Origin of the sequence: Chromobacterium rhizoryzae, assembly GCF_020544465.1 — a bacterium.
Taxonomy (GTDB): domain Bacteria; phylum Pseudomonadota; class Gammaproteobacteria; order Burkholderiales; family Chromobacteriaceae; genus Chromobacterium.
The window spans coordinates 299,388-325,088 of sequence record NZ_CP066126.1 but is presented as its reverse complement, the minus strand read 5'-3'; the positions used below and the strand labels follow the sequence as shown (position 1 = coordinate 325,088).

The window sequence follows — 25,701 nt, the reverse complement described above, 5'->3', positions numbered from 1 at the left end:
GGAGTTGGCCATCTCATGACATTCATCGATACCTTTCGCTCACCCGATTTCGCCGCCTACCAGGCCGCCCGCGCCCGCCAGGCCACACTCACCAAGCCGGCGGGCAGCCTGGGCAGGCTGGAAGAGCTGGCCTGCCGCTTCGCCGCCTGGCAGGGCAAGGTCTGCCCGGACGCGCTGCGGCCGGCGATCACGGTGTTCGCCGGCGATCACGGCGTGACGGCGGAAGGCGTGTCCGCCTATCCCTCGGTGGTGACCGGCGAAATGGTGCGCAATTTCGCCAATGGCGGCGCGGCCATCTGCGTGTTGGCGCAAAGCCTGGACGCCAGGCTGGAGGTGGTGGACGCCGGCGTGCTCAGCGACGTCTCCGCGCTGCCCATCGTCCACGCCAAAGTGCGGGCCGGCACCGGCAATCTGGCCAGGGAGGCCGCAATGACGCCGGCACAGGCGGAGGCCGCGCTGGAAGTGGGCCGCCTGGCCGCGCGCCGCGCGCTGGACGGCGGCGCCAATTTGCTGATCGCCGGCGACATGGGCATAGGCAACACCACCGCGTCCGCCGCGCTGATCTGCCGGCTGGCGGACTTGCCGCCGGAACGCATCGTCGGCCGCGGCACCGGCCTGGACGAGGCCGGCCTGGACACCAAGCGCCAAGTGGTGCGCACCGCGCTGGCCCGCGTCGCCGGACGCGATTTGTCCGCGCTGGACATCCTGGCCGAGCTGGGCGGCCTGGAAATCGCCGCCATGGCCGGCTTCTATCTGGAAAGCGCCGCGCAAGGCGCGCCGGCGCTGGTGGACGGCTTCATTTCCAGCGCCGCCGCGCTCTGCGCGCTGGCGCTGGAGCCGCGCGTGGGAGATTGGCTGCTGGCCAGCCACCGCTCGGAAGAAACCGGGCACCTGCTGGCGCTGCACGCGCTGAAGCTGGAGCCGGTGCTGGACCTGGGCATGCATCTGGGCGAGGGATCCGGCGCCGCCTTGTGCGTGCCCTTGCTGCAAATGGCCATCCGCCTGCACAACGAGATGGCCACCTTCGCCGAGGCGGGCATCACCGGAAAAGCGGAATGAACCCCTATACCCTGACCCTGTTGCGTCACGGCGAAATCGATCATGAGGGCCGCTTGATCGGCAGTTGCGATCTGCCGCTGAACGCCACCGGACACATTCAGATGGCGCAAAGCTGGCAGCGCATTTGCGCGCTGGCGCCGGTCACCGCGATGGCCAGCTCGCCCTTGCAGCGCTGCCGCGAGTTCGCGGTCCAGCACGCTCTGCACGGCTCGCTGACGCTGAAAGTGGACCCGCGCTTCGCGGAAATGGACTTTGGCGACTGGGACGGCATGGACGTGCAGGTGCTGGCGCAGCGCTATCCGGACTGGCGCGCCAAACTGGCGACCGGGGAGCTGACGCCGCCGGGCGGCGAAGCTTACGATGGCTTCCGCACCCGAGTGCTGGCCGGCCTGTCCGAGTGGATGACCACGGCCAGCGGCAGCCACCGCGTGCTGGTCACCCACGGCGGCGTCATCACCACCTTGCTGGCGGAGTTGCTGGGCGCCGATTTTGCGGTGGCCAAGCTGATGACGGTGCAGCGCGGCGGCTTTGCCCAATTATCCATCCTGGACGGGCACCCGGCCTATTTGATGCGGCTGGAAGCACCGTGCGCGGACTGATTCTGGCGCTGCAGTTCCTGACCCGCCTGCCCACGCCGCAGCTGCGCGAGTTCAAGCCCGAGTGGCTGGCCGACAGCGCGCGCTGGTTCGCCGCGGTGGGCTTGATCGTCGGCGCGCTATTGCTGGCGGCGCTGACCCTGGGCCGTTTGAGCGATCCTTGGCTGGCGGCGCTGCTGGCGCTCTTGATGTGGACCTGGGTCACCGGCGGCCTGCATCTGGACGGCTTGGGCGATCTCGCCGATGCGCTGGGCGCCGCCCACCGTTCGCGCGAACGTTTCTTCGAGGTGCTGAAAGATCCTCACGTCGGCAGCTTCGGCGCGCTGGCGCTGATCCTGGCCGTCGTCGCCAAGCTGGTCTTGCTGATGTTGCTGGCCAAACAGCCGGCGCCGCCCTGGGGCCTGCTGCTGATCCCCGCCTGGTGCCGCTGTTTCGCGGTGTACTGGTCGGCCAGCCTGCCGGCGATCGCGCCCGGCAGCGGCGAACGCTTCGCCTGGCGGCGGCACGGCCCCAGCTTGGCGGTCAACGCGGCGCTGCTGGCGGCGCTGTCGGCCTGGCTGGCCCCGGCATTGCTGCTGGCGCCTTTGGCGGCGCTGGCCTGGCGGCGCTTCCTGCTGCGCAAGCTGGGCGGCATGACCGGGGACTGCCTGGGCGCGGGCATTGAGCTGTGCGAAATCGGTCTCTTGCTGCTTTTGGCGGTCCGCTGGCCGGCGCTCTAGCAGCGCTGCAACGATACCGCCATCTCCCCGTCATCCCGCGGTGATGCCGAGCGCGGATACTGGCGGCGTCGTCATCGCACGGAGCCGCCATGGCCCATCTGGAGATCAGCTGCGAGCGCGGCCGGCTGGACCGCGACATGATTCAGCGCTTCCTGTCTCAAACCCACTGGGCGCAAGGCCTGACGCCGGAGCAGCTGGACAAGGCCATAGCGCACTCGCTGGTGTTCGGCGCCTACCGCGGACAACGGCAACTGGGCTTTGCCCGCATCGTCACCGACTACGCCAGCTTCGCCTATTTGTCCGATGTGTTCGTGCTGGCCGAGGCACGTCGCCTCGGCGTCGGCCGCGCCTTGATGGAGGCGGCGCTGGCCCACCCCGAGCTGCAGCAGCTGCGGCGCTTTCTGCTGGTGTCCCGCGACGCGCGCCCGTTCTACCGCCGGCTGGGCTTTGCCGAACTGCGCGACGGCGAACGCTATATGGAGCTGCGGCGCGAGCCGGCGGCACAGCCGGCGCGCGCCTGGTCCTGGTTCCGCGCAAATAAAAACGCCGCTTGATGAGAGCGGCGTTCTTGCATGCGTCAACGGTTCAAAGCGTGCCGGCCAGCTTCTTATTGCGCATCAGGCACAGCATGTCACAGGCCAGATGCGCGGCGGCGAGGGCGGTCACCTCGCTATTGTCGTACGCGGGCGCCACTTCCACCACGTCCATGCCGACGATGTTCAGATCGCCCAGATTGCGGACGATCTTCAAAGCCTGAGCGCTGCTGAGGCCGCCCGGCACCGGGGTGCCGGTGCCCGGCGCGAAGGCCGGGTCCAGACAGTCGATGTCGAAGGTCAGGTAGACCGGGCTGTCGCCGATCACTTCCTTGATGCGCGCGATGGTGGCGTCCACGCCGTTGTCGTGCACCCAGGGCGCGTCCAGCACATTCATGCCCATGAAGTCGTCGTTCCAGGTGCGGATGCCCACTTGCACCGACTTCTTCGGATCGATCAGGCCATCCTTCACCGCCTTGTAGAACATGGTGCCGTGGTTCAGGCTGTCCGGCTCATCGTCCGGCCAGGTGTCGCAGTGCGCGTCGAAATGCAGCAGCGCCAGCGGCTTGCCGTATTTCTCCGCGTGCGCGATCAGCAGCGGGTAGGTGATGAAATGGTCGCCGCCGAAGGTCAGCATCTTGGCGCCGGAAGCCAGGATGGTGCGCGCGTGCTCGATGATGGAGGGCTTGATGGTCAGCGGATTATGCGCGTCGAACCAGCAATCGCCGTAGTCGATCACGGCCAGATCGTCGAAGGGGTTGAAGCCCCAGGGGAAGGGGCTCAACTCGGCCAGCTGCACGCTGGCGGCGCGGATCGCCTGCGGACCCAGCCGCGCGCCGGAGCGGAAGGTGGTGGACAGGTCCAGCGGAATGCCGGACACCACCACGTCGGCGCCGGTCAGATCTCGGCTATAGTTGCGGCGCATGAAGGACAGCACGCCGGCATAAGTGTTTTCAATGGAAGAGCCGTACAGGCCCTGACGGCGGATCGCGCCGTCGCCGTAAATGGTTTCGCTCATGAATACTCTCCGCGAGAGAGTACGCCGGGCTCAGGCGTCCCGACGATTACCGTCCATCTTGCACAGCCGACGGCTTGAGGCTGCCGCCCCCCTTGGGGCGGAACCCCGAAGTTTGCCGCGATGCGCGCGCACGCACAAGAGCCAATCGAATCAATGGCTTTCCAGCTGGATGCGCCACAGCCGAAAACGCAGTCTCACGTCGTACCAGACCGGGCGCAGCCCCAGCAGAAACAAGAGCAGCGCCAGCGGCAGGGTGAAGCTGTATCCCATATGCTTGAAGCCCAGCGCGCCCACCACGCCGCCGCCGAAAAACGACAGCAGGATCAGCAGATAGGTGCGCAGCTTGACGCGGTTGGCGCGCACGTCCTTGACCTTGGGCATGCTTTCCCGGCCGTAGTAGCTGAGCTTGGCCAGCTCGATGCCGATGTCGGTGGCGATGCCGGTCATGTGGGTGCTGCGCAACAGGCCGCCGGACAGCTTGGTGACGATGGTGTTGTGCATGCCCATGATGAAGCAGAGCAGCATCACGGTCAGCGGGGTGAAAAAGCCCTTGTGTAAGGACAGCGCGGCCCCCAGCAGGCCAAACAGCAGCAGCAGGCCGGCCTCTTCCATCATGGACACGCCGTAACCGCCGCGCAGACGCTGCCGGCGCGCCCACAGAATCAGCCAGGAACTGTGCATGGCGCCGGCGATGAAGCACAGCAGCATCACCAGCAAGGACAGGCCCAGCGTCACCTCGCCCAGCGCGAACTCGTCAGCCATGCCGGACACGATGCCGGACATGTGCGAGGTATAGCGGTGCACGGCGAGAAAACCGCCGGCGTTGAGCGCGCCGGCGATGAAGGCCATGGACCATCCCAAATGCCGCAAGGTGCGGTCATTGAAACGGCCCCGGTCCAACAGCCGGGTGATGTTGCTTCGTCTGGACATATCCTGCTGACAGAATGAACAACGGCGGCCAGAGGCCGCCGTCATCGGAGAAATGAAGACCTGCGCCTGCGCCCGCTTGGGGCGATGCTTGATAGTGCATCGCCGCGCCGGCGCTGGCAAGCGGTCAGATCAAGACTATCCGTCTCATCCGCAGGATTTCAGGCCGATTCCCGGCGTCAGCCGCTTTTGCAGCCCCTTGAGCTTGTCGGCCTGCTGCGCGTCCAGCGTCTTGAAGCTGAGCGTGGTCTTGCTCGCCTTCTGCCCCTTCTGCTGCACCAGCGCCTTGTCGTAGCCGGCCGCCTTCAGCCGCGCGGCCAGACCCTTGGCCGCGTCTTCCTTGCCGAACAGGCCCAGCGACAGATGGCCTTTGAAGTCGTCGTTCTTGACGATGTAGTTGTCAAAGCCCTTGCCCTTCAGTTCCGACGACAGCGTCGACGTCTCCGCCTGGGTGGCCAGCGGCGGATAATAGACCCAGAAGCGCCCGCCGCCGGCGGTTTCTTCCTTGCTGGCCTCGCTCAGCTGGCCGGCCTTGAGCTTGAGCTGCGGCACGCCGCCCTTGACCCTGGCCAGCAGCTTGTCGTCCAGCGGCCCCCATTGCAGGCAGGCCGCGACGGCTTCCGCCGGCTTGGCCGTTTCGGCCTTGGGCTCCGGCTTGGCGGTCTCCGTTTTGGCGACCTCCGCCTTGGCGGCCGCTGTTTTCGGCGCAGACGCTTCCTGGGCCTTAGGCTTGGCCGCGGCCGGCTTGTCCGCTTTGGGCGCGGAAGATTCGCGCAGCGGCTCCGCCGCCGGGGCGGACGCGGCCGGCGCGGAGGCGTTCGGCTTCCAATTGGCCGGTAGCAGCTTGACCAGTTCCGGGCTCACTTCCTGCGCCCGCACGTCCGCCGGCGGACGCTGTTTGAACGAGCCATACATCGCCACCAGCAAATTCAGCACCACGACCAAGGCTAGAAACCACTTCATTTTTCGTCGGCCACTCTTAATAAGCCCAATAACACCAGATTATCCACGATCTCGACCGGCCCGGCGAGCCAAGGCGCCAAGCGCGCCGCGTCGCCGCCGGTCAACAGCACCCGCACCGGAGCGCGTCCGGTATGCGCCTGCAATTGCCGACGCTGCGTTTCCACCGCGCCGGTCAGCGCGTACACCGCGCCGCTGGCCAAGGCGTCTTCCGTGCCTTGCGGGAACGGCGTCACCACGCCGGCGGAACGGTCCAGATTGGCGGTGTTGCGCGCCAGGCTGCTCAACATCAGCTTCAGCCCGGGCACGATCAGCCCGCCCAGATAATCACCCTCGGCCGTCAAGGCCTCCACGGTCAGCGCGGTGCCGGCGCAGGCCACGATCAAGTCGTCCCTATGCAGTTGCCGCGCGGCCAGCACCGCCAGCCAGCGGTCGGCCCCTTGCTCGGCCGGGTTGCGGTAGGCGTTGCGCACACCGCCGAAACCGGCTTCCGCCCGCACCCATCGCAAGGGACAGGGCGTTGCCGCCTCCAAGGCTTGCGCCGCCTCCGCCCGCGCCACCGACGCGCCCCAGGCGGCCGTGATCGGCCATTGTCGCCAGACTTCAGCCAGGCTGGCGATGTCGCCGTGCTCCACCGCGCCCTGCACCAGCCAGTCACGGCCATCATGCACCGCCCATTTGACCCGGCTATTACCGGCGTCGATCAACAACTTCATGCCAGTTTCCTCAAACTGACCTCGCCGGCGTGATACGTCTTCACGCCGTCGGCGGTGTCCACCAGCAGGGCGCCGCTCTCGGCCACGCCGCGCGCCACGCCCTGCACCGGCTCGCCATGGGAAAAACTCAGGCAGACCGGCGCGTCCTGATGCGCGGACAAGCTCATCCACTCCTGCCGCAAGGGCACGAAGCCATGACGGTCGAAATCGCTCAGCACCCGGTGCAGTTCGTTCAGCAGCTCCGCCAGCAACGCGCTGCGCGCCAGCTTGACGCCCGCCTCGGCCAAACAGGCCACCGGCTGATCCACTTCGCCCGGTTCGCCCACATTCATGCCGATGCCGATCACCACCGCGGTCGGGCCCAGCGCGTCGCCGGACAGTTCTATCAGGATGCCGGCCAACTTGCGCTCGTTCAACAACACATCGTTCGGCCACTTCAAGGCCACCGGCGCGCCCAGCCGCCGCAGCGTCCGAGCCAAGGCCACCCCTACCGCCAGGGACAGGCCGGCCAATTGGGACAGGCCGCGGTCGAAGCGCCACAGCAGGGAGAACGTCAGGCCCGAGCCCAACCGCGCCTGCCAGCGCCGCCCCAAGCGCCCGCGGCCGGCGGTTTGCAGCTCCGTCGCCAACACCAGGCCGTGCAGGCCGCCGCTGGCGGCGCGCGCCAGCAGCTGGGAATTGGTGGAGTCGGTGCGCTCCGCCACCGCCAGCGTGAAGGTATCCGCCGCCGCCTCGCTCAGGCCGTCGCGGATGGCCGACACGTCCAGCCATTCAAACGGCGCTTCCAAGCGATAGCCCTGCCCGCGCACGCTGAATACGGTGACGCCCAGGTCTTGCTGGATGGCGTGCACCGCCTGCCAGACCAGGGTGCGGGAACAGCCCAGTTCGCCGGCGATGTCTTCGCCGGAATGGAAACGGCCGTCGGCGAGACGGCGCAGCACCGCGAAAGCGTGTTCGCTCACCGGCCGGCCTCGCTGCCCCGAATCTTATTCAAGGTGGAGGTGGTGGAGGTGTCGAACAGGAAGGGAATGGAGTGCACCTGGCCGCCGCGCGCTAGCGTCTCGGCGCTGCCGACGATCTTGTCCGGCGTCCAGTCGCCGCCCTTGACCAGCACATCGGGACGCACCTGCTCTATCAGCTGCGCCGGGGTGTCTTCGTCGAAACAGATCACCAGGCTGACGCTTTCCAAGGCGGCCAATACCGCCGCGCGGTTGTCCTGATGATTGATGGGCCGGTCGTCGCCCTTGCCCAGACGGCGCACCGAGGCGTCGGTGTTCAAACCCAGCACCAGGCTGGCTCCCAAGGCGCGCGCCTGCGCGAGATAGGTCACATGCCCGCGGTGCAGGATATCGAAGCAGCCATTGGTGAAGACGATGGGGCGCGGCAAGGCCGCCAGCTTGTCCGCCAGCTGTTCCTGAGTGCAGATTTTATTTTCGAACAAAGGTGTCGGGTAGGACATCGGCTTCCTTCAAACTCGGCAATCGTCCATGGGCGGCCACGCTCCCATGGACATCAAGTTGCGAAGGATACCACAGCCCCCCACCGCTGCCGCTAGCCAAGCCGCGGACTCCGGTCCGCGGCTGTCTCGTTTCGCCCTCAGCGCCAGCAATTGCTGACGGTGCCGCTGGCAGCGCTCTTGCTGCCCAGGCTATTGAGGCTCAGCGTGCCGCAGCTCTCTCCCACCTGCCCGCCGGCCGGGGCCGCCTGCAAGGTATAGCCCTGGCCGTTGGCCAATGTGGCGGAGGCGCTCAGATCGCCCATGGTGATGGTGTAGCGGTTGTCCTGGCTGCTAATGCTGGAGGAGGCGTAGCTCAGCGCGGTCAGCGAGGAGGCATAAGCATTATTCAGCGTGAAGTATTTTTCCTGCGCCTGGGCGATGGCTTGCAGCTCGGTCTGCACTTCGGCCCGATAGGTGCGTTGCACGTAGTTGGTGTACGACGGCAAGGCGATGCTGACCAAAATGCCGATAATGGCCACCACGACAATCAGCTCTATCAAGGTGAAGCCGCGATGTGTCCGCCGCGCCGCTTTGCTGCGATATCCCATTCCCCATCCTCAGTTATTGGTCAGTTCGCGCCAGGTGACGCGCTTCCAGCTACGCCCCAAGTTCCAGCCCGTGATCGAGGTGCTGCCCGTGGTGCTGCTGGACAGCGAGTAGACCTTGCCGCTCAGGACAAAATCGGTGGTGCCCAACGAGCCGCCCATCTGCTTGCCGATGATGGGCTTGTAGTTGCCGGAGGAGTCCGTCGTCTGCGCCACGGTGTCCGCCAGCTTGGGCTTGATCCCGGCGCCGCCGTTATCGTACTGCACCCGCAGAATATAGGCGGCGTCCTTGGGCGTGCAAATATCGCTGGTATCCGAAGAAGGGATATAGGTCTGATATTCCAGCGTCTTCGAATAATAGTTCAGCATCCCCACCACCCGCTCGCCGCTGATGTTCAAATCCTCGTACCAGCCCAACTTGCCGGCGGTGGAGCTGATCGAGCCGTACTGCGTCGAGCAGCTCTGGTTCGCCGTCGCGCTGGCCAGCGTGTAGTCTTTCCAGCTGATCGAGGTATTGGTGGCCTGCCGGTAAGTGGTGCCGCTGATTACATTGGTGGATAGGGTTTGTTGCAACAACAGACGGCGATCGCAGACCGGCGCGCCCCAGTCCCAAATGCCGTACACACTGTGGCTGTTGGATTCCGGCGTGCAGCTACTGGTCTTGTCGCAGCTTTCTATGTATTTGCCGGTGCCGAACATCACAATCCGGTTGCTATTGCTCGCCGAGGTGACGCCGTTGCTGACCGGCATGGGCGCGGTCACCGGCGCCAGCACGATGGGCTGGGCCACGCCGCTGCTGTCTTTGGCGCTGAACAAGGGCACGCGGTTCAAGGCCACCTTCCAATTGGACGGCGTGCCGGAGCTGAGGTCGAACTTCCACATATTGCCCTTCAGATCCCCGGCGTAGACCACGTCTATCGTGCCGTTGCCGTCCAGATCCACCGGCTCGATGGTGGAGAGGCCGTTAGGCGACACCGCGGTGCCGGACAAGGTGGACAGCTTGTAGTAATTGCTGTTCAGGACCCAGCTGACGCTGGAATCCAGCGACAGAATCAGCAGGGCGGCGTCGCCGTTGGTGCTGTTGTAGCCATTGTGGCTGACCACATACCACTTGTTGTCGTTGAGTTTGATGATCTGCGGCGCGCCGAACACATAGCCCATGTCCAGATCGTTGGTGGCGTTGAACTCCCATTTGGCGATGGAGGCGGCGCTGCTTTCGCTGAAGGCGTCCGGATTGGTGATATCCAGCAGATACAAGCCCTTACCGCCCGCGCCCAGGCCGCCGGCCAGATAGCTGCCCCAGGTGCTGCCAATCTGGGCGTCGACGGCAACCGGGGTCGAGTCGACATAGAAGTTATGGGTATAGGAGTTGCTGGCCAGCAGGTTCAGGTTGCCGAACACCGGCGAGGGGATGTAGGCCAGCAGTTCTACGCCGGTGGTAGCCTGAAAGCCATGCAGCATGCCGTCGTTGGCGCCCACGTACACCATGGAGGAACGGCTACCCTTGCTCGTCACGAAGGACTGGTAGCTGGTGCTGCTGTAGTTCGGATCGCTGGAGCCGTTCGCCGGCGCCGGGATGTAAGCCGGCGAGGAGTTGACGATGTCTCCCAGCTTGGTGGCGGGCCGCGGCCGGAACTGGGTGCTGCCGTAGCCCTCGTTCGCCGGGCTGCCGCGCAGATAAGTCAGCCGGCTTTGCGTCACCGAGCTGAGCTCGGACGAGGACGCCCGCAGAGCCTGCTGCTGCACGGTGTTCAGGCTGGACCACTGGAAGGCTTGCCCGCCGCCGATGCCGCCGCTGGAAGTGATGATCTGGCGACCGGTGTCGCTGCTCACCTTCAGCTTGGCGTTCCACAAGGGATTGCTCAGGGACAGGCTGGTGCCGCTGACCAGAATCTTGCGGGCGCTCAAATCCCCGGACCAGTCCGCGCTGTTGACCGAGGCTTCGTAGTAATAGGTGTCGCCGCTGATCGTGGACTTGCTGCCCACACCGGCCGAACCCGAGCCGTTCTGATTGCTGATGTTCTGGAAGGCCTGATCCAGCTGCGCGTTCAATTTGGACGGGTTGCTGACCAGCGAGTAATTGTCGGGGTTGCCGTCGCCGTCCGCGTCCCATTGCCAGACATTGTTCGGGTCAAAGGAATTGGGGCTGCTGGGATTGGTCTTGTTGTCGGTGAAGCCGCCGTATTTGGCCATATACCACAACGGGCTCTCGAACAGCGTAGTCGAGCCCTTGGTCGGATCCAGCGTGAAGGTGGCGGTGAAGGTCAAGGGCAGCACCTTGCAGCTAGCGCTGCTGAGACCGTAGTTCAGCGGGTTGTAGCCGGACTGCCCGCTGCTGGTGCCTATGCACTGAGTAGCGCTGCTTGACTCGTTCTCGCGCACCACCAGGTAGGCGCCGGCCTTGTTCTCGGTGGAGGCCCCGGCCAAGGGTTGCACACCGGAGATGATAAAACCCAGATGGTTTGCGTAGCCGCTGGCCGCATAGGTGGAGTTGACCGTCACCTGCACCTGATTGCTGCCCACCTTGCTGATCTGATAAGTCGCGATAGCATCCAGGTCGTAGTCGCTGCCGAACTCGCTATCGTCGAAGTTCACCTGAAAGGAATAGGAACTGCCGTCGCTGGCCGCGCTGGTCAGGAAGAAGTTGGTAATGGTCAAGGTATTGCTTGCGCCAATCACCACCTTGCCGAAAGGCACCAGCGTCACCGAACCGCCGGTCAAGGGCACGGTGATCTTGGGCAGGGGCGAAGACAGCCCCACCGCGAAAGTGCGCACCGGCGCCAAGGTGGCGCCGCTGGGCGGACTGGTCGGCGTCACCAGGATATTGGTGCGCGCATAATAAGCGGCCATCGCCGCGTAAAAGCTGCCCTGCCGCGTCGGCTCCTCCGGCGACAAGCCGCGGACATCGAAATTGGAGGCGGGCTTGCTGGTCGGCAAACCGTCGGCGGTGCCGCCGGACACCTCTCCTATCATCACGTTCTTACTACCGCTGCCAAACTGGTAGCCCCACAAGGTGTTGCCCAACTGGCTGACGTTCATCCCGCTCAAATCGTTGCTGTAGGAGAAGCCCCAGGGCGAGCCCGGCATCTGACTGTCGTAAGAGGTCAAAGCCTCGCTGATCACGGTGACAAAGGGCTTGGTGCACCAGGCCCTGCCGTTATAGGGGTTGGTCCAGCTGGTGATCTTGGGCAGGCCCAAAGTACTGGTATCGATCGAGGTGGTGCCGGTGATGAATTTGGGCCCGCTCTTGCCCGCCAGATAACGCAGGCCCTCGTAATACATGGTGGCCACCGGGTTGCCCCAGTTGCCGCTGCCGCTGGTGGAGGTGTCGTAGCTGGAGCTGGGCTTATTGATCCTGAGGCGGTCGATCGTATCGGCCGTACCCCCAGCCTTAAAAGTACCGTCGCTGTTCAATTCGTCGCCGAACTTGCCGATGGCGTCGCGCAGCACCCCGCCCAACTGCGGCGAGTCATACGAGCCGGTCAGTAAGCCAAACTCCATATTGCTGCTGATGCCGTATTTGTGCAGCAGACCGGTGGGCAGGTAATTGCTGCCGTACTGATTGCAGTTGCTCTCCAGCAAGCCCGCCACGCACACCCGCACTTGCAGGGTCAAGGCGGTGAAGTTCTGAGACAGCTTGCCGTTGCTCTCGGTGCTGACCCAGTCCGTCATCACGTTCTTGGTGGGATCCATCGCCGCGATCCGCAGCACCGGCGTACCGGGATAGGTGCCGCTATCCATGTTCACCATGACGATGTTGCGGCCCGCCGACAGCATGCTGGCAATGGTGCTGGTAGAGGTGCCGGCGCCGTTTTCATACTTGGACACGCCCAGCGTGGTATCAACGTAGGAGGCCAAGGACACCGTGGGGCTAATGGAAATGACGCTGCCGAAAGATTTGCCCCAGACATGGGCGTCCAGCGGGATGTTGGAGCGGATCAGCGTCGCGGGCGAAGCGCTGGCCCGCTTGCCGCCATACAGCGATTTGCGCAGCACGTCGATGCGCGACATGGTGACGTAGTTGAGGAAGTCCCCGCTCCAGTGCGAGCCGTCGCAGGTTTTGTCGCTGGTCGTCGCGTAAGGGACGAAAGCACTGCTGGATGAGCTATAGGTGTAACACTTGAAGGAGTCGAAATAGCCGTAATAGTCGATGGACTTGGGCTTGTAGCCGATATCCGGCATCCCGACACCATCCAGATCGGTATAGTCGTTATAAGCCGCGACAAACAGATTATGGCTCTTGCCCATCACCAGCAGATTGATCGGGTTCACTTGCAAAGTGTTTTGCAATAAGGGCTGGGTCGGAATGGTCAACGCCCAGGCCAGGCTTCCCTGGGTCAGGGCCAAGATCAGACTCAAGCAACCTTGCATCAAGATGCGCGCCATCTTCCGTCTCCTTACTGCTCCACCCAGACGACGGACTCCAATTGCGTCTGAGTTGTGTTCAACAGGGTCTTGCGGCCGCCGTAGCCCGTCGCCCGCAACAGGTAATAATCTCGTCCCCCGCTGGTGCTGACATAGCTGATGGTATAGGTGGCGGATGCGGCCGAATTGGACACGGCGACAGTGCCGCTCGCCGTGGTGCCGCTTGCCGGCAGATTGTCGGCCGTGGCGATATAAGTCTCGGCCTGACGCATCGCCACTTCCGCCGCCATGAAGGCGATGGCCCGCTCGCGATTGTTGCCGCCCAGTTTTTCTTCCATCAGCGCCGAACGCACCGCCCCGAAACCGAGCATCGCCAGCACGGTCAGGAAGATCAGGGCCACCAGTAATGAAAACCCCTGCTGTTGCGCCTTGGCCGTCATGACAGATTGTTCCGCAAGAAGATGGAGGTCCGGAAGGTACGCGCCAGCTTGCCGTTATTGGACACCCCGGCCGCCGGATAGGCGCTGCCATTGCAGTCGGTCACGGAGTAGCCGCTGGGCGCGGTGTACTGAGTGTCCGACTCCACCAGGATGCAAACCCTCACCACATGCACTTTGGTCCAATCGGCAACCGCCGCCGCCGCGACATAACTCTCCGGAATATTATCCGGCGTCGTGCTGCTATCCACCCCATACGTCAGCACCAATTGCTTCACCCCGCTCAACACCGTGCTGGTGCTGCCCGCCGAGGCGCAGGTCATCACATCGCTGGCGGTGCGGGCAATTGCGAAACTATAAGCCGTCGACGCGCTGGCCACCGGACTGCCCTGGCAATCTATGATCTGATTATCGTTATTTCCGTAAAAGCGGTAGTTCAAAGTGCCGCTCGCCTCCAGCAACACCGTGCCCGCGCTCGTGAATGTCGTGCCGCTGGCGGGGAAATTGACGGCCAAGCCATTGGCCAGCCTGGTGGTGTCCACATAGCCGGCCTGACGCACTTGCTCCGATATCCAGCGGAGGGCGAAACGGCCTTTCTCCTGCACCTCGGCCTGCGCCGCCTGGCTGCGAAACACGGTCTTGTTGGAATAGAACACCTGGCCGACCAGCAGCACCACCATCAAGCCCAGTGTCAACGCCACCATCAGCTCGATCAAGGTCATGCCGCCTTCACGGCGGCTGCGCATCGCCAAGGTTTTCATCGGAATCGGTACTCGAAGGTCTGGGTTTGCATGGGCGTGGTGCCGCTCGCCGCTTTTTCCTGCCAGCTGACGCTGACCGAAACCTGACAAGCCGTACCCGTACCCGCCCCTGCCAGGCTGTAGCTACACGCGCTCAAGGTAGCCGCGGAACTGCCGTCCGCCTTTTTCAGCAGAACCTGCACCGAGCCCGAACCCAGCAAACTATTGGCCGTGGATGAAAAGTAAGAAGTGTCTGTCGTCGCCATGGTCTGCGTGGCGGAACTGTTGGCGGTACAATCCGACGTCGCCACCCCGGAGGCGTAGCACCCCATCGCGCCATTCAAGTCCATCTGATTGCTGGCGGTATTCAGGGCGTAAACCTGATCGCCGGTCGCCGCCCTCACCCGCTCGGCCGCCTCCACCGCCAGTTCCGAAGCCAGGCTGCGCATATAAGCGTCATGCGAATCGCGGATGGATTTCAGCTGCATGCCGGCCATGGCCAACATGCCCAGGGCCACCACCAGCACTGAGATCAGCACCTCCAGCAAGGAGAACCCGGCCTCCGCTCTTATCCGTGCGCGCATATCAATTCCCGCTTATCAAGCCGTACGGCGCCACCTGCACCGTGCTGCTGGCCGTTGTGGTCTGGCTTTGAAACAGTATCTGCAGCGTGGTGGTCAGACGCGTGCCGCTGGCCGTCGCCCCCCTCGCCTCGCCGCTGGGCGCAAAACGAAAACCGGCCACCGTGCTCGAAGCGACAGCGGCGCCGCCAGGGTTATGCACCGATAGGATTTCGCTACTGGAAGGCGCGCCGCTGCCGTCGAGATCGGCGAAAACCAGCCAGCCCACCGACCAATTGCTGGCCGCATTGGAACAACTGCTGCCATCGGTCGATGCGCACACACCCACCGGCACGCCGCGGCGAATCGCTTCGGCGCGGGCATTGGTCATGTCCGCCACCAAGGCGCGCGACAACGCCTGGTAACGATTGGTGTCGATGAATTGGTTAAACGCCGGCACCGCCAATGCCAGGCCAATCCCCACCACCGCAATGGTCACCAATAGCTCAACCATGGTGAAACCACCCAACGTCGTTCGCCGGCCCATTCCATTCCCATTGCTTAAGCTGTTTTTTCAGGATTGTATAGAGAAGCGAACGCAGGCAAGCCTGGCTGGACAAGCGGCAACTAAATCAAGACAGAAGGGAAAGACAAGGAGCAGAAACGGGAAAGGGATCGTCAGCCAGACGGCGATGCAATGCATAAAGCCCAGCTCGTGTGAGCTGGGCTTTGCAATGGGGCGTCTGGCGGTGTCCTACTTTCACATGGCGAATGCCACACTATCATCGGCGCTAAGGCGTTTCACGGTCCTGTTCGGGATGGGAAGGCGTGGGACCACCTCGCTATGGCCACCAGACATAAACTGGTACAAACTTGAAGAAGCCTAGGTCGATACTCGATCAACCCACATATATTCGGTATTCAATTGTGTCGCACAACCACTATCTCGTCACTCGGTTTCCCAAGCCACTCAAATGATAGGATCAAGCCTCACGAGCAATTAGTATCGGTTAGCTTAACGCCTCACAGCGCTTCCACACCCGACCTATCAACGTCCTGGTCTCGAACGACTCTTCAGGAGGGTCAAGCCCTCAGGGAAGTCTCATCTTCAGGCGAGTTTCCCGCTTAGATGCTTTCAGCGGTTATCTCTTCCGCACTTAGCTACCCGGCAATGCGACTGGCGTCACAACCGGTACACCAGAGGTGCGTCCACTCCGGTCCTCTCGTACTAGGAGCAGCCCCCGTCAAACTTCCAACGCCCACTGCAGATAGGGACCAAACTGTCTCACGACGTTTTGAACCCAGCTCACGTACCACTTTAAATGGCGAACAGCCATACCCTTGGGACCGGCTACAGCCCCAGGATGTGATGAGCCGACATCGAGGTGCCAAACACCGCCGTCGATGTGAACTCTTGGGCGGTATCAGCCTGTTATCCCCGGAGTACCTTTTATCCGTTGAGCGATGGCCCTTCCATTCAGAACCACCGGATCACTATGTCCTGCTTTCGCACCTGCTCGACTTGTCGGTCTCGCAGTTAAGCTACCTTTTGCCATTGCACTATCAGCACGATTTCCGACCGTACCTAGGTAACCTTCGAACTCCTCCGTTACACTTTGGGAGGAGACCGCCCCAGTCAAACTGCCTACCATGCACTGTCCCCAATCCGGATCACGGACCAAGGTTAGAACCTCAAACACACCAGGGTGGTATTTCAAGGACGGCTCCATGAGAACTAGCGTTCCCACTTCATAGCCTCCCACCTATCCTACACAAGTCTGTTCAAAGTCCAATGCAAAGCTACAGTAAAGGTTCACGGGGTCTTTCCGTCTAGCAGCGGGGAGATTGCATCTTCACAAACACTTCAACTTCGCTGAGTCTCAGGAGGAGACAGTGTGGCCATCGTTACGCCATTCGTGCGGGTCGGAACTTACCCGACAAGGAATTTCGCTACCTTAGGACCGTTATAGTTACGGCCGCCGTTTACTGGGGCTTCGATCAAGAGCTTGCACCCCATCACTTAACCTTCCAGCACCGGGCAGGCGTCACACCGTATACGTCCACTTTCGTGTTGGCACAGTGCTGTGTTTTTGTTAAACAGTCGCAGCCACCGATTCTCTGCGACCTCTCAAAGCTCCTCCCGCAGGGGATTCACTCTAAGAGGCATACCTTCTCCCGAAGTTACGGTATCAATTTGCCGAGTTCCTTCTCCTGAGTTCTCTCAAGCGCCTTAGAATTCTCATCCTGCCCACCTGTGTCGGTTTGCGGTACGGTTCTTATGCAGCTGAAGCTTAGTGGCTTTTCCTGGAAGCGTGGTATCAGTCACTTCAGGTCCGTAGACCCTCGTCATCACGTCTCGGCCTTAAGGGGCGGCGGATTTGCCTACCACCCCAGCCTACCGGCTTAAACAGACTATTCCAACAGTCTGATGACCTAACCTTCTCCGTCCCCACATCGCACTGCATAAAAGTACGGGAATTTTAACCCGTTTCCCATCGACTACGCTTTTCAGCCTCGCCTTAGGGGCCGACTCACCCTACGCCGATGAACGTTGCGTAGGAAACCTTGGGCTTTCGGCGAGCGGGCTTTTCACCCGCTTTATCGCTACTCATGTCAGCATTCGCACTTCTGATATCTCCAGCATCCCTTACGAGACACCTTCACAGACCTACAGAACGCTCCCCTACCATCTGCACTTACGTGCAAATCCGCAGCTTCGGTTATCAGTTTGAGCCCCGTTACATCTTCCGCGCAGGACGACTCGACCAGTGAGCTATTACGCTTTCTTTAAATGATGGCTGCTTCTAAGCCAACATCCTGGCTGTCTATGCCTTCCCACCTCGTTTACCACTTAACTGATCATTTGGGACCTTAGCTGGCGGTCTGGGTTGTTTCCCTCTTGACGATGGACGTTAGCACCCACCGTCTGTCTCCCATGCTCGCACTTTCCGGTATTCAGAGTTTGCCATGGTTTGGTAAATCGCAATGACCCCCTAGCCATAACAGTGCTTTACCCCCGGAAGTGATACATGAGGCACTACCTAAATAGTTTTCGGGGAGAACCAGCTATCTCCGAGTTTGTTTAGCCTTTCACCCCTATCCACAGCTCATCCCCTAGTTTTGCAACACTAGTGGGTTCGGACCTCCAGTGCGTGTTACCGCACCTTCATCCTGGCCATGGATAGATCACTCGGTTTCGGGTCTACGCCCAGCAACTAAAGCGCCCTATTCGGACTCGGTTTCCCTACGCCTCCCCTATTCGGTTAAGCTCGCTACTGAACGTAAGTCGCTGACCCATTATACAAAAGGTACGCAGTCACGGAACAAGTCCGCTCCCACTGTTTGTATGCATCCGGTTTCAGGTTCTATTTCACTCCCCTCCCGGGGTTCTTTTCGCCTTTCCCTCACGGTACTGGTTCACTATCGGTCGATCATGAGTATTTAGCCTTGGAGGATGGTCCCCCCATCTTCAGACAGGATTTCTCGTGTCCCGCCCTACTTATCGTACGCCTAGTCCTTGGAATGCGTTTTCGTGTACGGGGCTATCACCCACTATGGCGGTCCTTTCCATGAACCTTCCACTAACACAATCCATAACACGTACAGGCTCTTCCGCGTTCGCTCGCCACTACTAACGGAATCTCGGTTGATTTCTTTTCCTGCAGCTACTTAGATGTTTCAGTTCGCTGCGTTCGCCTCCTCAGACCTATGGATTCAGTCTGGGATCTCCTTGCGGAGGGGTTTCCCCATTCGGACATCGCGGGATCAAAGCTCTATTGCCAGCTCCCCCGCGCTTTTCGCAGGCTTACACGTCCTTCTTCGCCTATGATCGCCAAGGCATCCACCAGATGCACTTAGTCGCTTGACCCTATCATTTCAGTAACCTAGATCACCAAAACAACAAGTGTGTTTGTGCGACGACTACACCGCCCCTTTTGATATGGCGACGTAGCCTAGATACAATCAAATACCCAAGATGACGATCCGTCCGCGTAAAGAGTTAACTCTACGCTTCCTTCTCGCCGTCTTTATATATTCGGCTTCTTCAGTTTGTTAAAGATCAGTGCGTTCAAACAACGCGATCACAGTACTCATCCAAGCACTCTGATCGCGAGACTCAAACTCGCGAATAACCGATAGGCTGTAAGTACTCGATCAACAACCTTCTCTAGAAAGGAGGTGATCCAGCCGCAGGTTCCCCTACGGCTACCTTGTTACGACTTCACCCCAGTCATGAATCCCACCGTGGTAAGCGGCCTCCTTACGGTTAGCCTACCCACTTCTGGTGAAACTCACTCCCATGGTGTGACGGGCGGTGTGTACAAGACCCGGGAACGTATTCACCGCAGCATGCTGATCTGCGATTACTAGCGATTCCGACTTCACGCACTCGAGTTGCAGAGTGCGATCCGGACTACGATCGGTTTTATGAGATTGGCTCCACCTCGCGGCTTCGCGACCCTCTGTACCGACCATTGTATGACGTGTGAAGCCCTGGTCATAAGGGCCATGAGGACTTGACGTCATCCCCACCTTCCTCCGGTTTGTCACCGGCAGTCCCATTAGAGTGCCCAACTTAATGATGGCAACTAATGGCAAGGGTTGCGCTCGTTGCGGGACTTAACCCAACATCTCACGACACGAGCTGACGACAGCCATGCAGCACCTGTGTTAACGCTCCCTTTCGGGCACCACCACATCTCTGCGGCGTTCGTTACATGTCAAGACCAGGTAAGGTTTTTCGCGTTGCATCGAATTAATCCACATCATCCACCGCTTGTGCGGGTCCCCGTCAATTCCTTTGAGTTTTAACCTTGCGGCCGTACTCCCCAGGCGGTCAACTTCTCGCGTTAGCTACGCTACCAAGGATTCAAACCCCCAACAGCTAGTTGACATCGTTTAGGGCGTGGACTACCAGGGTATCTAATCCTGTTTGCTCCCCACGCTTTCGTGCATGAGCGTCAGTGTCATCCCAGGGGGCTGCCTTCGCCATCGGTATTCCTCCGCATCTCTACGCATTTCACTGCTACACGCGGAATTCTACCCCCCTCTGACGCACTCTAGTCGTGCAGTCTCCAATGCCGTTCCCAGGTTAAGCCCGGGGCTTTCACATCAGACTTGCACAACCGCCTGCGCACGCTTTACGCCCAGTAATTCCGATTAACGCTTGCACCCTACGTATTACCGCGGCTGCTGGCACGTAGTTAGCCGGTGCTTATTCTTCCGGTACTCTCAGACCCAGCGGTTATTAACCACTAGGATTTGCTCCCGGACAAAAGTCCTTTACAACCCGAAGGCCTTCTTCAGACACGCGGCATGGCTGGATCAGGCTTGCGCCCATTGTCCAAAATTCCCCACTGCTGCCTCCCGTAGGAGTCTGGGCCGTGTCTCAGTCCCAGTGTGGCGGATCATCCTCTCAGACCCGCTACTGATCGACGCCTTGGTGAGCCTTTACCTCACCAACTAGCTAATCAGACATCGGCTGCTCGTATAACGTGAGGCCTTTCGGTCCCCCACTTTCCCCCTCAGGGCGTATGCGGTATTAATCCGGCTTTCGCCGAGCTATCCCCCATTACACGGTACATTCCGATGCATTACTCACCCGTTCGCCACTCGTCAGCGGTGCAAGCACCCTGTTACCGTTCGACTTGCATGTGTAAAGCATGCCGCCAGCGTTCAATCTGAGCCAGGATCAAACTCTTCAGTTCAATTCCAAGCAAATTTTCTGGCACGCAAGATCAAAGAAACATCGAGACATTTCTCGTCTTGCAGTGCAAGTGTTTGGTCATCGACCGAGCACTTACACCTATCGGTTATTCGTTCTGTTAAAGATCGGTGCAGGTCGCTGCGTTTCGTTTCCGCCGCTGCGTTGTCTGCTGAGGAGGTGAAATATACGTTACAGCCCTCGCTCCGTCAACACCTATTTTGAAAAAAGACGGAGATTTCGCAAGCAGCGCCGGCAAGCTTTTGATTTGTAAAGAAGCTGTCATTCCGAGCCTGAACAATTTCTCTCCAACGCTCCGACAAGCCCGCGCGGAGGAAACGCGCAGGATGCGAAAAAGCCCCGATTGACGGGGCTTTTTCTGGGCAGGAGGCCGGCATTCCGGCAAACGGAGCGGCCCAAACGGCTAAAACGCCTTGCTCAGCTGCGGTAGTCTGCATTGATCTTCACATAGTCATAAGAGAAGTCGCAGGTCCAAACCGTGGCTTCCGCCGCGCCGCGCCCCAGGTTTACCCGCACCAGGATTTCCGGCTGGGCCATCACGCGCTGGCCGTCTTCTTCTTTATATAGAGGATTGCGTCCGCCGTTGACGGCGACCAGCACCTCGTCCAGATACAGCTCCAGGCGATCGACATCCAGGTCCTGCACCCCGGCGTAGCCGATGGCGCACAGCAGGCGCCCCAGGTTTGGGTCGGAAGCGAAGAAAGCGGTTTTCACCAGCGGGGAACGCGCGATGGCGTAAGCGACGTCCTTGCACTCTTCGAAGGAGCGGCCGCCCTCAACTTTGACGGTGATGAACTTGGTGGCGCCCTCGCCGTCGCGGACGATGGCCTGAGCCAGCGCCGTGGCGACTTGAATCAGTTCCGCCTTCAGCGCCTGATAAGCCGCCAGCTGCGGCGAATCGATCAACGGAGCGCCGCTTTGACCGGTGGAGATCAGAATAAAGCTGTCGTTGGTGGAGGTGTCGCCGTCCACCGAGATGCAATTGAAGGAAACATCGGCCACTTCCTTCACCAGCTGACGCAGCACCGGGCGCGTCACGGCGGCGTCGGTGGCGATGAAGCCCAGCATGGTGGCCATATTGGGATGAATCATGCCGGCGCCCTTGGAGATGCCGGTAATGTTGACCGGATGACCGTCCAGCGTCAGGCGGGCGCTGACCGCCTTGGGCGCGGTGTCCGTGGTCATGATGGCGCGGGCGGCGTCGGCCCAGTCCGCACCTTGCCGATGCGGCAGCGCCGCGGTGATCTTGTCCACCGGCAGCGGTTCCAGGATGACGCCGGTGGAAAAGGGTAGGATCTGTTCCGGCTGGCAGCCCAGTTCGTCGGCCAGCGTGCGGCAGACTTGCAGCGCGTCGCTGCGTCCTTGTTCGCCGGTGCCGGCGTTGGCGTTGCCGGTGTTGACGACCAGCGCGCGGATCTGCACGCCGGCGTCCAGATGCTTTTTGCAGATTTGCACCGGCGCGGCGCAGAAGCGGTTTTGGGTGAATACGCCGGCAACCGTGTTGCCTTTGTCCAGACGAATGACCAGCACGTCGTTGCGGTCGGCTTTCTTGATGCCGGCGGCGGCAACGCTCAGTTCCACGCCGGGAATGGGGAAGAGATGTTCGCCGCTGACGGGCTTGAGGTTTACTGCCATCTATCGCTCCAGATCAATCAATATTATTCGCATCGATTGTAGCGGATTTGATCCGCCGGACCGGAAACAAAAACAGCGGCCGGATCAACCCGCTTCGGCCGCCGCCGCGCTCAGCAGTTCAAGCAGCGCTTCGCCGTAGCGCGCCAGCTTGAGTTCGCCCAATCCATACACCTTGGCCAAGCCGGCGCGGGAGCTGGGATGCTTTTCCACCAGGTCGCGCAGGGTGCGGTCGGAGAACACCGCGTAGGCCGGCACATTGTGTTCGTCCGCCATTTGCCGGCGCCAGCCGCGCAGCGCCTGCCACAGCCGCTCTTCGCGCTCGGTGCGCAGCCAGCGATCGGCGCTGGCGCTGCTGCGCGTCGCCTTATCGTCGGCCAGCGGCCGCAGATAGACTTTTTCCTGGCCTTTGAGCACGGCCCGGCATTCGTCGCTCAACACCAGCGACTGACCGCGGGCGATGTCGACATGCAGCAGCTTGCGCGCCACCAGTTGGCGGATGATGGAGCGCCAAACGCGTTGGTTGTAGTCGCGGCCGATGCCGAAGGTGGACAGCTTGTCATGGCCGTAATGACCGACGCTTTGATTGGCGCGGCCCAGCAGCACGTCGATCACGTGGCCGGCGGAGAAGCGCTGCTCCACCCGGTAGATGCAGGACAGCAGCTTTTGCACCGCCACGGTGGCGTCGAAGGTGATCGGCGGATGCAGACAGTTGTCGCAATGGCCGCAAGGCCGGCTCTGTTCGCTGAAATGCGCCAGGATGTGCTGGCGGCGGCAGGAGGCGGCTTCGCAGAAGGCCAGCATGGCTTCGAGCTTGCCCAGTTCCACCTGCTTTTGCAGCTCGGCCATTTCCCCGCCTTCTATCATTTGCCGCAGTTGCACCACGTCGTTGAGCCCATAGCACAGCCAGCTGGCGGCGGGCAGGCCGTCGCGGCCGGCGCGGCCGGATTCCTGATAAAAGTTTTCCGGGCTCTTGGGCATGTCGATATGGGCGACGAAGCGCACGTCCGGCTTGTCTATGCCCATGCCGAAGGCGACGGTGGCGACCATGACCACGCCTTCGTCGCGCAGGAATTCGCGCTGGTTCGCCTCGCGCTGCTGATGACTGAGGCCGGCGTGGTAGGGCAAGGCGTGGATGCCGTTGTCGCACAGCCATTGCGCGGTGTCTTCCACGCGCTTGCGCGACAGGCAGTAAACGATGCCGGCGCTGCCCGGGTATTCGTTGCGGATGAAGTCGAGCAGCTGCTTTTTGGCGTTGTGCTTTTCCACCACTTGGTAGAACAGATTGGGCCGGTCGAAGCTGGACAGGAAGACGCGCGCGTCCTGCAGCTTCAGGTAATGGATGATGTCGGCGCGGGTCTGTTCGTCGGCGGTGGCGGTCAGGGCGATGCGCGGCACTTGCGGGAAGCGCTCGGCCAGAAAGCCCAATTGCTGGTATTCCGGGCGGAAGTCGTGCCCCCAGTGGCTGACGCAATGCGCTTCGTCGATGGCGAACAGGCTGATGTTCAGCTGCGACACGAACTCTTGGAAACGCGGGGTCAGCAGGCGCTCCGGCGCCACATACAAAAGATCCAGCGAGCCGGCGCGCGCCTGGCGCGCGATGTCGCGCGCCTCGTCCAGCGGGGTGGCGGAATTGAGACAGGCGGCGGCCACGCCCTGCTCCACCAGGGTGGCGACCTGGTCCTGCATCAGCGCGATCAGCGGCGACACCACGATAGCGACGCCCGGCCGCATCAACGCGGGGATCTGAAAGCAGAGGCTCTTGCCGCCGCCGGTGGGCATCAGCACCAGCGCGTGGCCGCCCTGGGCGACGTGATCGACAATCTCCCCTTGCTGCCCGCGGAATTCGGGATAGCCGAAGATATTATTGAGTAGGGAGAGCGCGTCCTGCATAAGCCGTCTTCTTGCGAGAAGGGGCCTATTGTACGGCAAGTGGCCGGCAGCGTCCTGTCCCGGGAGCCACGGGCAAAAAAAGGGCCGCTGGAGTGCAGCGGCCATAAAGTTGGATGGAGACAATGTGAAACGAAGAGGAAAAATGCTCTCGCACTACCATGGACCTGTGGGACACTCGCGAAGTTCCTTTTTTTTCATTTATTTTTGGCGTTTTTTCGCAAAAAAATACTTATATGGCATTGCGGATTTTTTGCGGCGCCGCACTGTCGAAGGCAGCCCGCCACCCGTCTCTAGCCACCGCCGCGCAAGCCGTTCCGCGCGCCGGCGCTTGGAGCCTTCCCCCGGCTGTGCGACACTGACCGACGATTTCTTGGAGGCATTAATGCGTAATATTTGGCCCGTCCTGCTGGCGGCCGCAGTGATCGGCGGCTGCGCCAGCGCCCCCAGCAAAGCACCCAGCCCATCGACCGTCGGCAAGCCCGCTCAGTCCGGGGCCAGTCCGGCCAACGCCGATTGGCAAAACCTGGGGGTTTCCCCCAACGGCAACATCCTGAACGAGCTGGACAAGCTGTCTGTCCGCAAGCAGGGCCAGGTGGCCAGCTTTCGCGACCGCAAGACCATCTTCAATCTGAAGAAGGAAAACTTCCTGTCCACGCCGCGTCACAAGGTGTCGATCAATACTTGGCAGATAGACTGTTCGCAGCGCACTTTCCGCCTGCTGGACATGGTGCTGTTCGATGAGAACGGCCGCCAGATCGCCAGCTTCACCTATAATGACGCTCAGATAAAACCTATGCCGGTAGTGCAGAATTCGGCCAGCTATCAACAGATGCTGCTGGTATGCAAGGGCGAACCCGGGTTCTGAGCCCGTTTCGCCCAGCCCGCTCGCTCGCGGCCGCGTCCCGCGGCGCGCCAAAACGCGAGCGGGCGTTTTTTGCGTAGCGGCCCCGCCGCCCAACCGGCCCCATGCCTGGAGCGCCCATGCAAGCGATTCGACGAGTGGTCTTCAATCAAAAAGGGGGGGTGGGCAAGTCCACCATTACCGTCAATCTGGCCGCCGTCGCCGCCAAACAGGGCAAACGGGTGCTGTTGGTGGACCTGGATCCGCAGGGCAACGCCAGCCATTATCTGATGGGTTCCGCCGCCCGGGACGACGCGCCGTCGCTGGCCGGCCTGTTCGAGCAGATGCTGAGCATTTCCATGTTCAGCAAGGAACCGGCGGACTTTGTCCGCGCCACGCCGCTGACCGGGCTCAGTCTGCTGGCTTCGCACCCGGACCTTGCCGAGCTGATGGGCAAGCTGGAGGCGCGCTACAAGATGTTCAAACTCAAGGAAGCGCTGGACAGCTTGAGCGGCCGGTTCGACGAGATCTGGATCGACACTCCGCCGGCCTTGAACTTCTTCACCCGCTCGGCGCTGATCGCCGCTGACCGCTGCCTGATTCCCTTCGACTGCGATGCCTTTTCCCGCCAGGCCCTCTATAACCTGAAAGTGAACACCGAGGAAATCCGCGCCGACCACAATCCCGAGTTGTTCATCGAAGGCATCGTGGTCAACCAGTTCCAGGCGCGGGCCAGTTTGCCGGTGCGCCTGGTGGAGGAGCTCAAGCAAGAAGGCCTGCCGGTGTTGTCCTCTCCGCTGTCTTCATCCGTGAAAATCCGGGAGTCACACGATGCGGCGCTTCCCATGGTGTACCTGGACCCGCGCCACAAACTGTCTCGCGAGTTCGAAGCGCTTTACCAGGAGCTGGCGCGGGATGGACGGCCGGCCTAGCGTCC

General features: G+C 61.6%; 20 protein-coding genes and 3 rRNA genes. 6 read left to right on the top strand and 17 right to left on the bottom strand.

Going from position 1 to position 25,701, the window contains the following annotated elements; translation table 11 throughout:
• The first annotated feature begins 15 nt into the window (after positions 1-15).
• The 4 genes from cobT to JC616_RS01345 all read left to right on the top strand — a co-directional run bounded on the left by cobT (position 16) and on the right by JC616_RS01345 (position 2,928).
• Positions 16-1,059 carry a nicotinate-nucleotide--dimethylbenzimidazole phosphoribosyltransferase gene (gene cobT / locus JC616_RS01360; protein WP_227106363.1) on the top strand — a complete coding sequence of 348 codons (1,044 nt, stop codon included), beginning with the start codon at positions 16-18 and terminating at the stop codon, positions 1,057-1,059.
• Positions 1,056-1,658 (top strand): histidine phosphatase family protein, encoded by a 603-nt coding sequence (locus JC616_RS01355; RefSeq protein ID WP_227106362.1) that lies wholly within the window; start codon positions 1,056-1,058, stop codon positions 1,656-1,658. The genes cobT and JC616_RS01355 overlap by 4 nt, the downstream gene beginning before the upstream one ends.
• On the top strand, positions 1,646-2,374 hold the full coding sequence (gene cobS / locus JC616_RS01350; protein ID WP_227106361.1) for an adenosylcobinamide-GDP ribazoletransferase: 729 nt from the start codon (positions 1,646-1,648) through the stop codon (positions 2,372-2,374). Before JC616_RS01355 ends, cobS begins: the two co-directional genes overlap by 13 nt.
• An 89-nt stretch (positions 2,375-2,463) precedes the next feature.
• On the top strand, positions 2,464-2,928 hold the full coding sequence (locus JC616_RS01345) for a GNAT family N-acetyltransferase (RefSeq protein WP_227106360.1): 465 nt from the start codon (positions 2,464-2,466) through the stop codon (positions 2,926-2,928).
• A 31-nt stretch (positions 2,929-2,959) separates the two neighbouring features.
• On the opposite strand, the gene speB is transcribed toward JC616_RS01345, so the two are convergent.
• The 17 genes from speB to recQ all read right to left on the bottom strand — a co-directional run bounded on the left by speB (position 2,960) and on the right by recQ (position 23,923).
• Positions 2,960-3,925, bottom strand: a complete 966-nt coding sequence (gene speB, locus JC616_RS01340; RefSeq protein ID WP_227106359.1) for an agmatinase — start codon at positions 3,923-3,925, stop codon at positions 2,960-2,962.
• A 150-nt stretch (positions 3,926-4,075) separates the two neighbouring features.
• Positions 4,076-4,855, bottom strand: a complete 780-nt coding sequence (locus JC616_RS01335; protein ID WP_107801143.1) for a YoaK family protein — start codon at positions 4,853-4,855, stop codon at positions 4,076-4,078.
• Positions 4,856-4,999: 144 nt separating this feature from the next.
• Positions 5,000-5,815: an SPOR domain-containing protein gene (locus tag JC616_RS01330; protein WP_227106357.1), complete on the bottom strand. Its 816-nt coding sequence runs from the start codon at positions 5,813-5,815 to the stop codon at positions 5,000-5,002.
• The gene (locus JC616_RS01325; RefSeq protein WP_227106355.1) at positions 5,812-6,528 is read right to left on the bottom strand and encodes a type III pantothenate kinase; all 717 of its coding nucleotides are present in this window, start codon (positions 6,526-6,528) and stop codon (positions 5,812-5,814) included. Before JC616_RS01325 ends, JC616_RS01330 begins: the two co-directional genes overlap by 4 nt.
• Positions 6,525-7,490: a biotin--[acetyl-CoA-carboxylase] ligase gene (locus JC616_RS01320; protein ID WP_227106353.1), complete on the bottom strand. Its 966-nt coding sequence runs from the start codon at positions 7,488-7,490 to the stop codon at positions 6,525-6,527. Before JC616_RS01320 ends, JC616_RS01325 begins: the two co-directional genes overlap by 4 nt.
• Positions 7,487-7,987 carry a D-glycero-beta-D-manno-heptose 1-phosphate adenylyltransferase gene (gene rfaE2, locus JC616_RS01315; RefSeq protein WP_227106350.1) on the bottom strand — a complete coding sequence of 167 codons (501 nt, stop codon included), beginning with the start codon at positions 7,985-7,987 and terminating at the stop codon, positions 7,487-7,489. Before rfaE2 ends, JC616_RS01320 begins: the two co-directional genes overlap by 4 nt.
• Positions 7,988-8,124: 137 nt before the next feature.
• A complete protein-coding gene (locus JC616_RS01310; protein ID WP_107801148.1) occupies positions 8,125-8,574 on the bottom strand; it encodes a type IV pilin protein in 450 nt (149 codons plus the stop codon).
• A 9-nt stretch (positions 8,575-8,583) separates the two neighbouring features.
• The gene (locus JC616_RS01300) at positions 8,584-12,957 is read right to left on the bottom strand and encodes a pilus assembly protein (protein ID WP_227106348.1); all 4,374 of its coding nucleotides are present in this window, start codon (positions 12,955-12,957) and stop codon (positions 8,584-8,586) included.
• A gap of 11 nt (positions 12,958-12,968) precedes the next feature.
• Positions 12,969-13,376: a pilus assembly PilX family protein gene (locus JC616_RS01295; RefSeq protein WP_107801150.1), complete on the bottom strand. Its 408-nt coding sequence runs from the start codon at positions 13,374-13,376 to the stop codon at positions 12,969-12,971.
• Positions 13,373-14,134: a PilW family protein gene (locus JC616_RS01290; RefSeq protein ID WP_227106346.1), complete on the bottom strand. Its 762-nt coding sequence runs from the start codon at positions 14,132-14,134 to the stop codon at positions 13,373-13,375. The genes JC616_RS01295 and JC616_RS01290 overlap by 4 nt, the downstream gene beginning before the upstream one ends.
• Complete coding sequence (gene pilV, locus JC616_RS01285) at positions 14,131-14,697, bottom strand: type IV pilus modification protein PilV (protein ID WP_227106344.1); 567 nt, start codon at positions 14,695-14,697, stop codon at positions 14,131-14,133. The genes JC616_RS01290 and pilV overlap by 4 nt, the downstream gene beginning before the upstream one ends.
• Position 14,698: 1 nt before the next feature.
• Complete coding sequence (locus JC616_RS01280; RefSeq protein WP_107801153.1) at positions 14,699-15,220, bottom strand: GspH/FimT family pseudopilin; 522 nt, start codon at positions 15,218-15,220, stop codon at positions 14,699-14,701.
• A gap of 194 nt (positions 15,221-15,414) precedes the next feature.
• Positions 15,415-15,529: ribosomal RNA gene (gene rrf, locus JC616_RS01275) — 5S ribosomal RNA — on the bottom strand.
• Positions 15,530-15,652: 123 nt separating this feature from the next.
• Positions 15,653-18,541: ribosomal RNA gene (locus JC616_RS01270) — 23S ribosomal RNA — on the bottom strand.
• Positions 18,542-18,845: 304 nt separating this feature from the next.
• Positions 18,846-20,381 (bottom strand): 16S ribosomal RNA (locus JC616_RS01265).
• Together the 16S, 23S and 5S rRNA genes form the textbook arrangement of a ribosomal RNA operon.
• Positions 20,382-20,815: 434 nt before the next feature.
• Complete coding sequence (gene argJ / locus JC616_RS01260) at positions 20,816-22,033, bottom strand: bifunctional glutamate N-acetyltransferase/amino-acid acetyltransferase ArgJ (RefSeq protein ID WP_107801154.1); 1,218 nt, start codon at positions 22,031-22,033, stop codon at positions 20,816-20,818.
• Between the two features lie 84 nt (positions 22,034-22,117).
• Entirely contained in the window at positions 22,118-23,923 is a 1,806-nt protein-coding gene (recQ, locus tag JC616_RS01255; RefSeq protein ID WP_227106342.1) for a DNA helicase RecQ, read from the bottom strand.
• A 382-nt stretch (positions 23,924-24,305) separates the two neighbouring features.
• Here recQ and JC616_RS01250 point away from each other — a divergent pair, with 382 nt between their 5' ends.
• Positions 24,306-24,788: a surface-adhesin E family protein gene (locus JC616_RS01250; protein WP_107801156.1), complete on the top strand. Its 483-nt coding sequence runs from the start codon at positions 24,306-24,308 to the stop codon at positions 24,786-24,788.
• 116 nt (positions 24,789-24,904) lie between these two features.
• Entirely contained in the window at positions 24,905-25,696 is a 792-nt protein-coding gene (locus JC616_RS01245; protein WP_107801157.1) for a ParA family protein, read from the top strand.
• Positions 25,697-25,701 lie beyond the last annotated feature (5 nt).

Excerpts from the sequence above, each read along its gene's own strand:
- JC616_RS01355 (WP_227106362.1), top strand. The coding sequence starts at position 1,056 with ATGAACCCCTATACCCTGACCCTGTTGCGTCACGGCGAAATCGATCAT.
- JC616_RS01335 (WP_107801143.1), bottom strand. The coding sequence starts at position 4,855 with ATGTCCAGACGAAGCAACATCACCCGGCTGTTGGACCGGGGCCGTTTC.
- cobT (WP_227106363.1), top strand. The coding sequence starts at position 16 with ATGACATTCATCGATACCTTTCGCTCACCCGATTTCGCCGCCTACCAG.
- recQ (WP_227106342.1), bottom strand. The coding sequence starts at position 23,923 with ATGCAGGACGCGCTCTCCCTACTCAATAATATCTTCGGCTATCCCGAA.
- JC616_RS01310 (WP_107801148.1), bottom strand. The coding sequence starts at position 8,574 with ATGGGATATCGCAGCAAAGCGGCGCGGCGGACACATCGCGGCTTCACC.
- JC616_RS01330 (WP_227106357.1), bottom strand. The coding sequence starts at position 5,815 with ATGAAGTGGTTTCTAGCCTTGGTCGTGGTGCTGAATTTGCTGGTGGCG.
- speB (WP_227106359.1), bottom strand. The coding sequence starts at position 3,925 with ATGAGCGAAACCATTTACGGCGACGGCGCGATCCGCCGTCAGGGCCTG.
- argJ (WP_107801154.1), bottom strand. The coding sequence starts at position 22,033 with ATGGCAGTAAACCTCAAGCCCGTCAGCGGCGAACATCTCTTCCCCATT.
- JC616_RS01290 (WP_227106346.1), bottom strand. The coding sequence starts at position 14,134 with ATGAAAACCTTGGCGATGCGCAGCCGCCGTGAAGGCGGCATGACCTTG.
- JC616_RS01280 (WP_107801153.1), bottom strand. The coding sequence starts at position 15,220 with ATGGGCCGGCGAACGACGTTGGGTGGTTTCACCATGGTTGAGCTATTG.
- JC616_RS01295 (WP_107801150.1), bottom strand. The coding sequence starts at position 13,376 with ATGACGGCCAAGGCGCAACAGCAGGGGTTTTCATTACTGGTGGCCCTG.
- JC616_RS01325 (WP_227106355.1), bottom strand. The coding sequence starts at position 6,528 with ATGAAGTTGTTGATCGACGCCGGTAATAGCCGGGTCAAATGGGCGGTG.
- JC616_RS01250 (WP_107801156.1), top strand. The coding sequence starts at position 24,306 with ATGCGTAATATTTGGCCCGTCCTGCTGGCGGCCGCAGTGATCGGCGGC.
- pilV (WP_227106344.1), bottom strand. The coding sequence starts at position 14,697 with ATGCGCGCACGGATAAGAGCGGAGGCCGGGTTCTCCTTGCTGGAGGTG.
- JC616_RS01300 (WP_227106348.1), bottom strand. The coding sequence starts at position 12,957 with ATGGCGCGCATCTTGATGCAAGGTTGCTTGAGTCTGATCTTGGCCCTG.
- JC616_RS01345 (WP_227106360.1), top strand. The coding sequence starts at position 2,464 with ATGGCCCATCTGGAGATCAGCTGCGAGCGCGGCCGGCTGGACCGCGAC.
- JC616_RS01245 (WP_107801157.1), top strand. The coding sequence starts at position 24,905 with ATGCAAGCGATTCGACGAGTGGTCTTCAATCAAAAAGGGGGGGTGGGC.
- rfaE2 (WP_227106350.1), bottom strand. The coding sequence starts at position 7,987 with ATGTCCTACCCGACACCTTTGTTCGAAAATAAAATCTGCACTCAGGAA.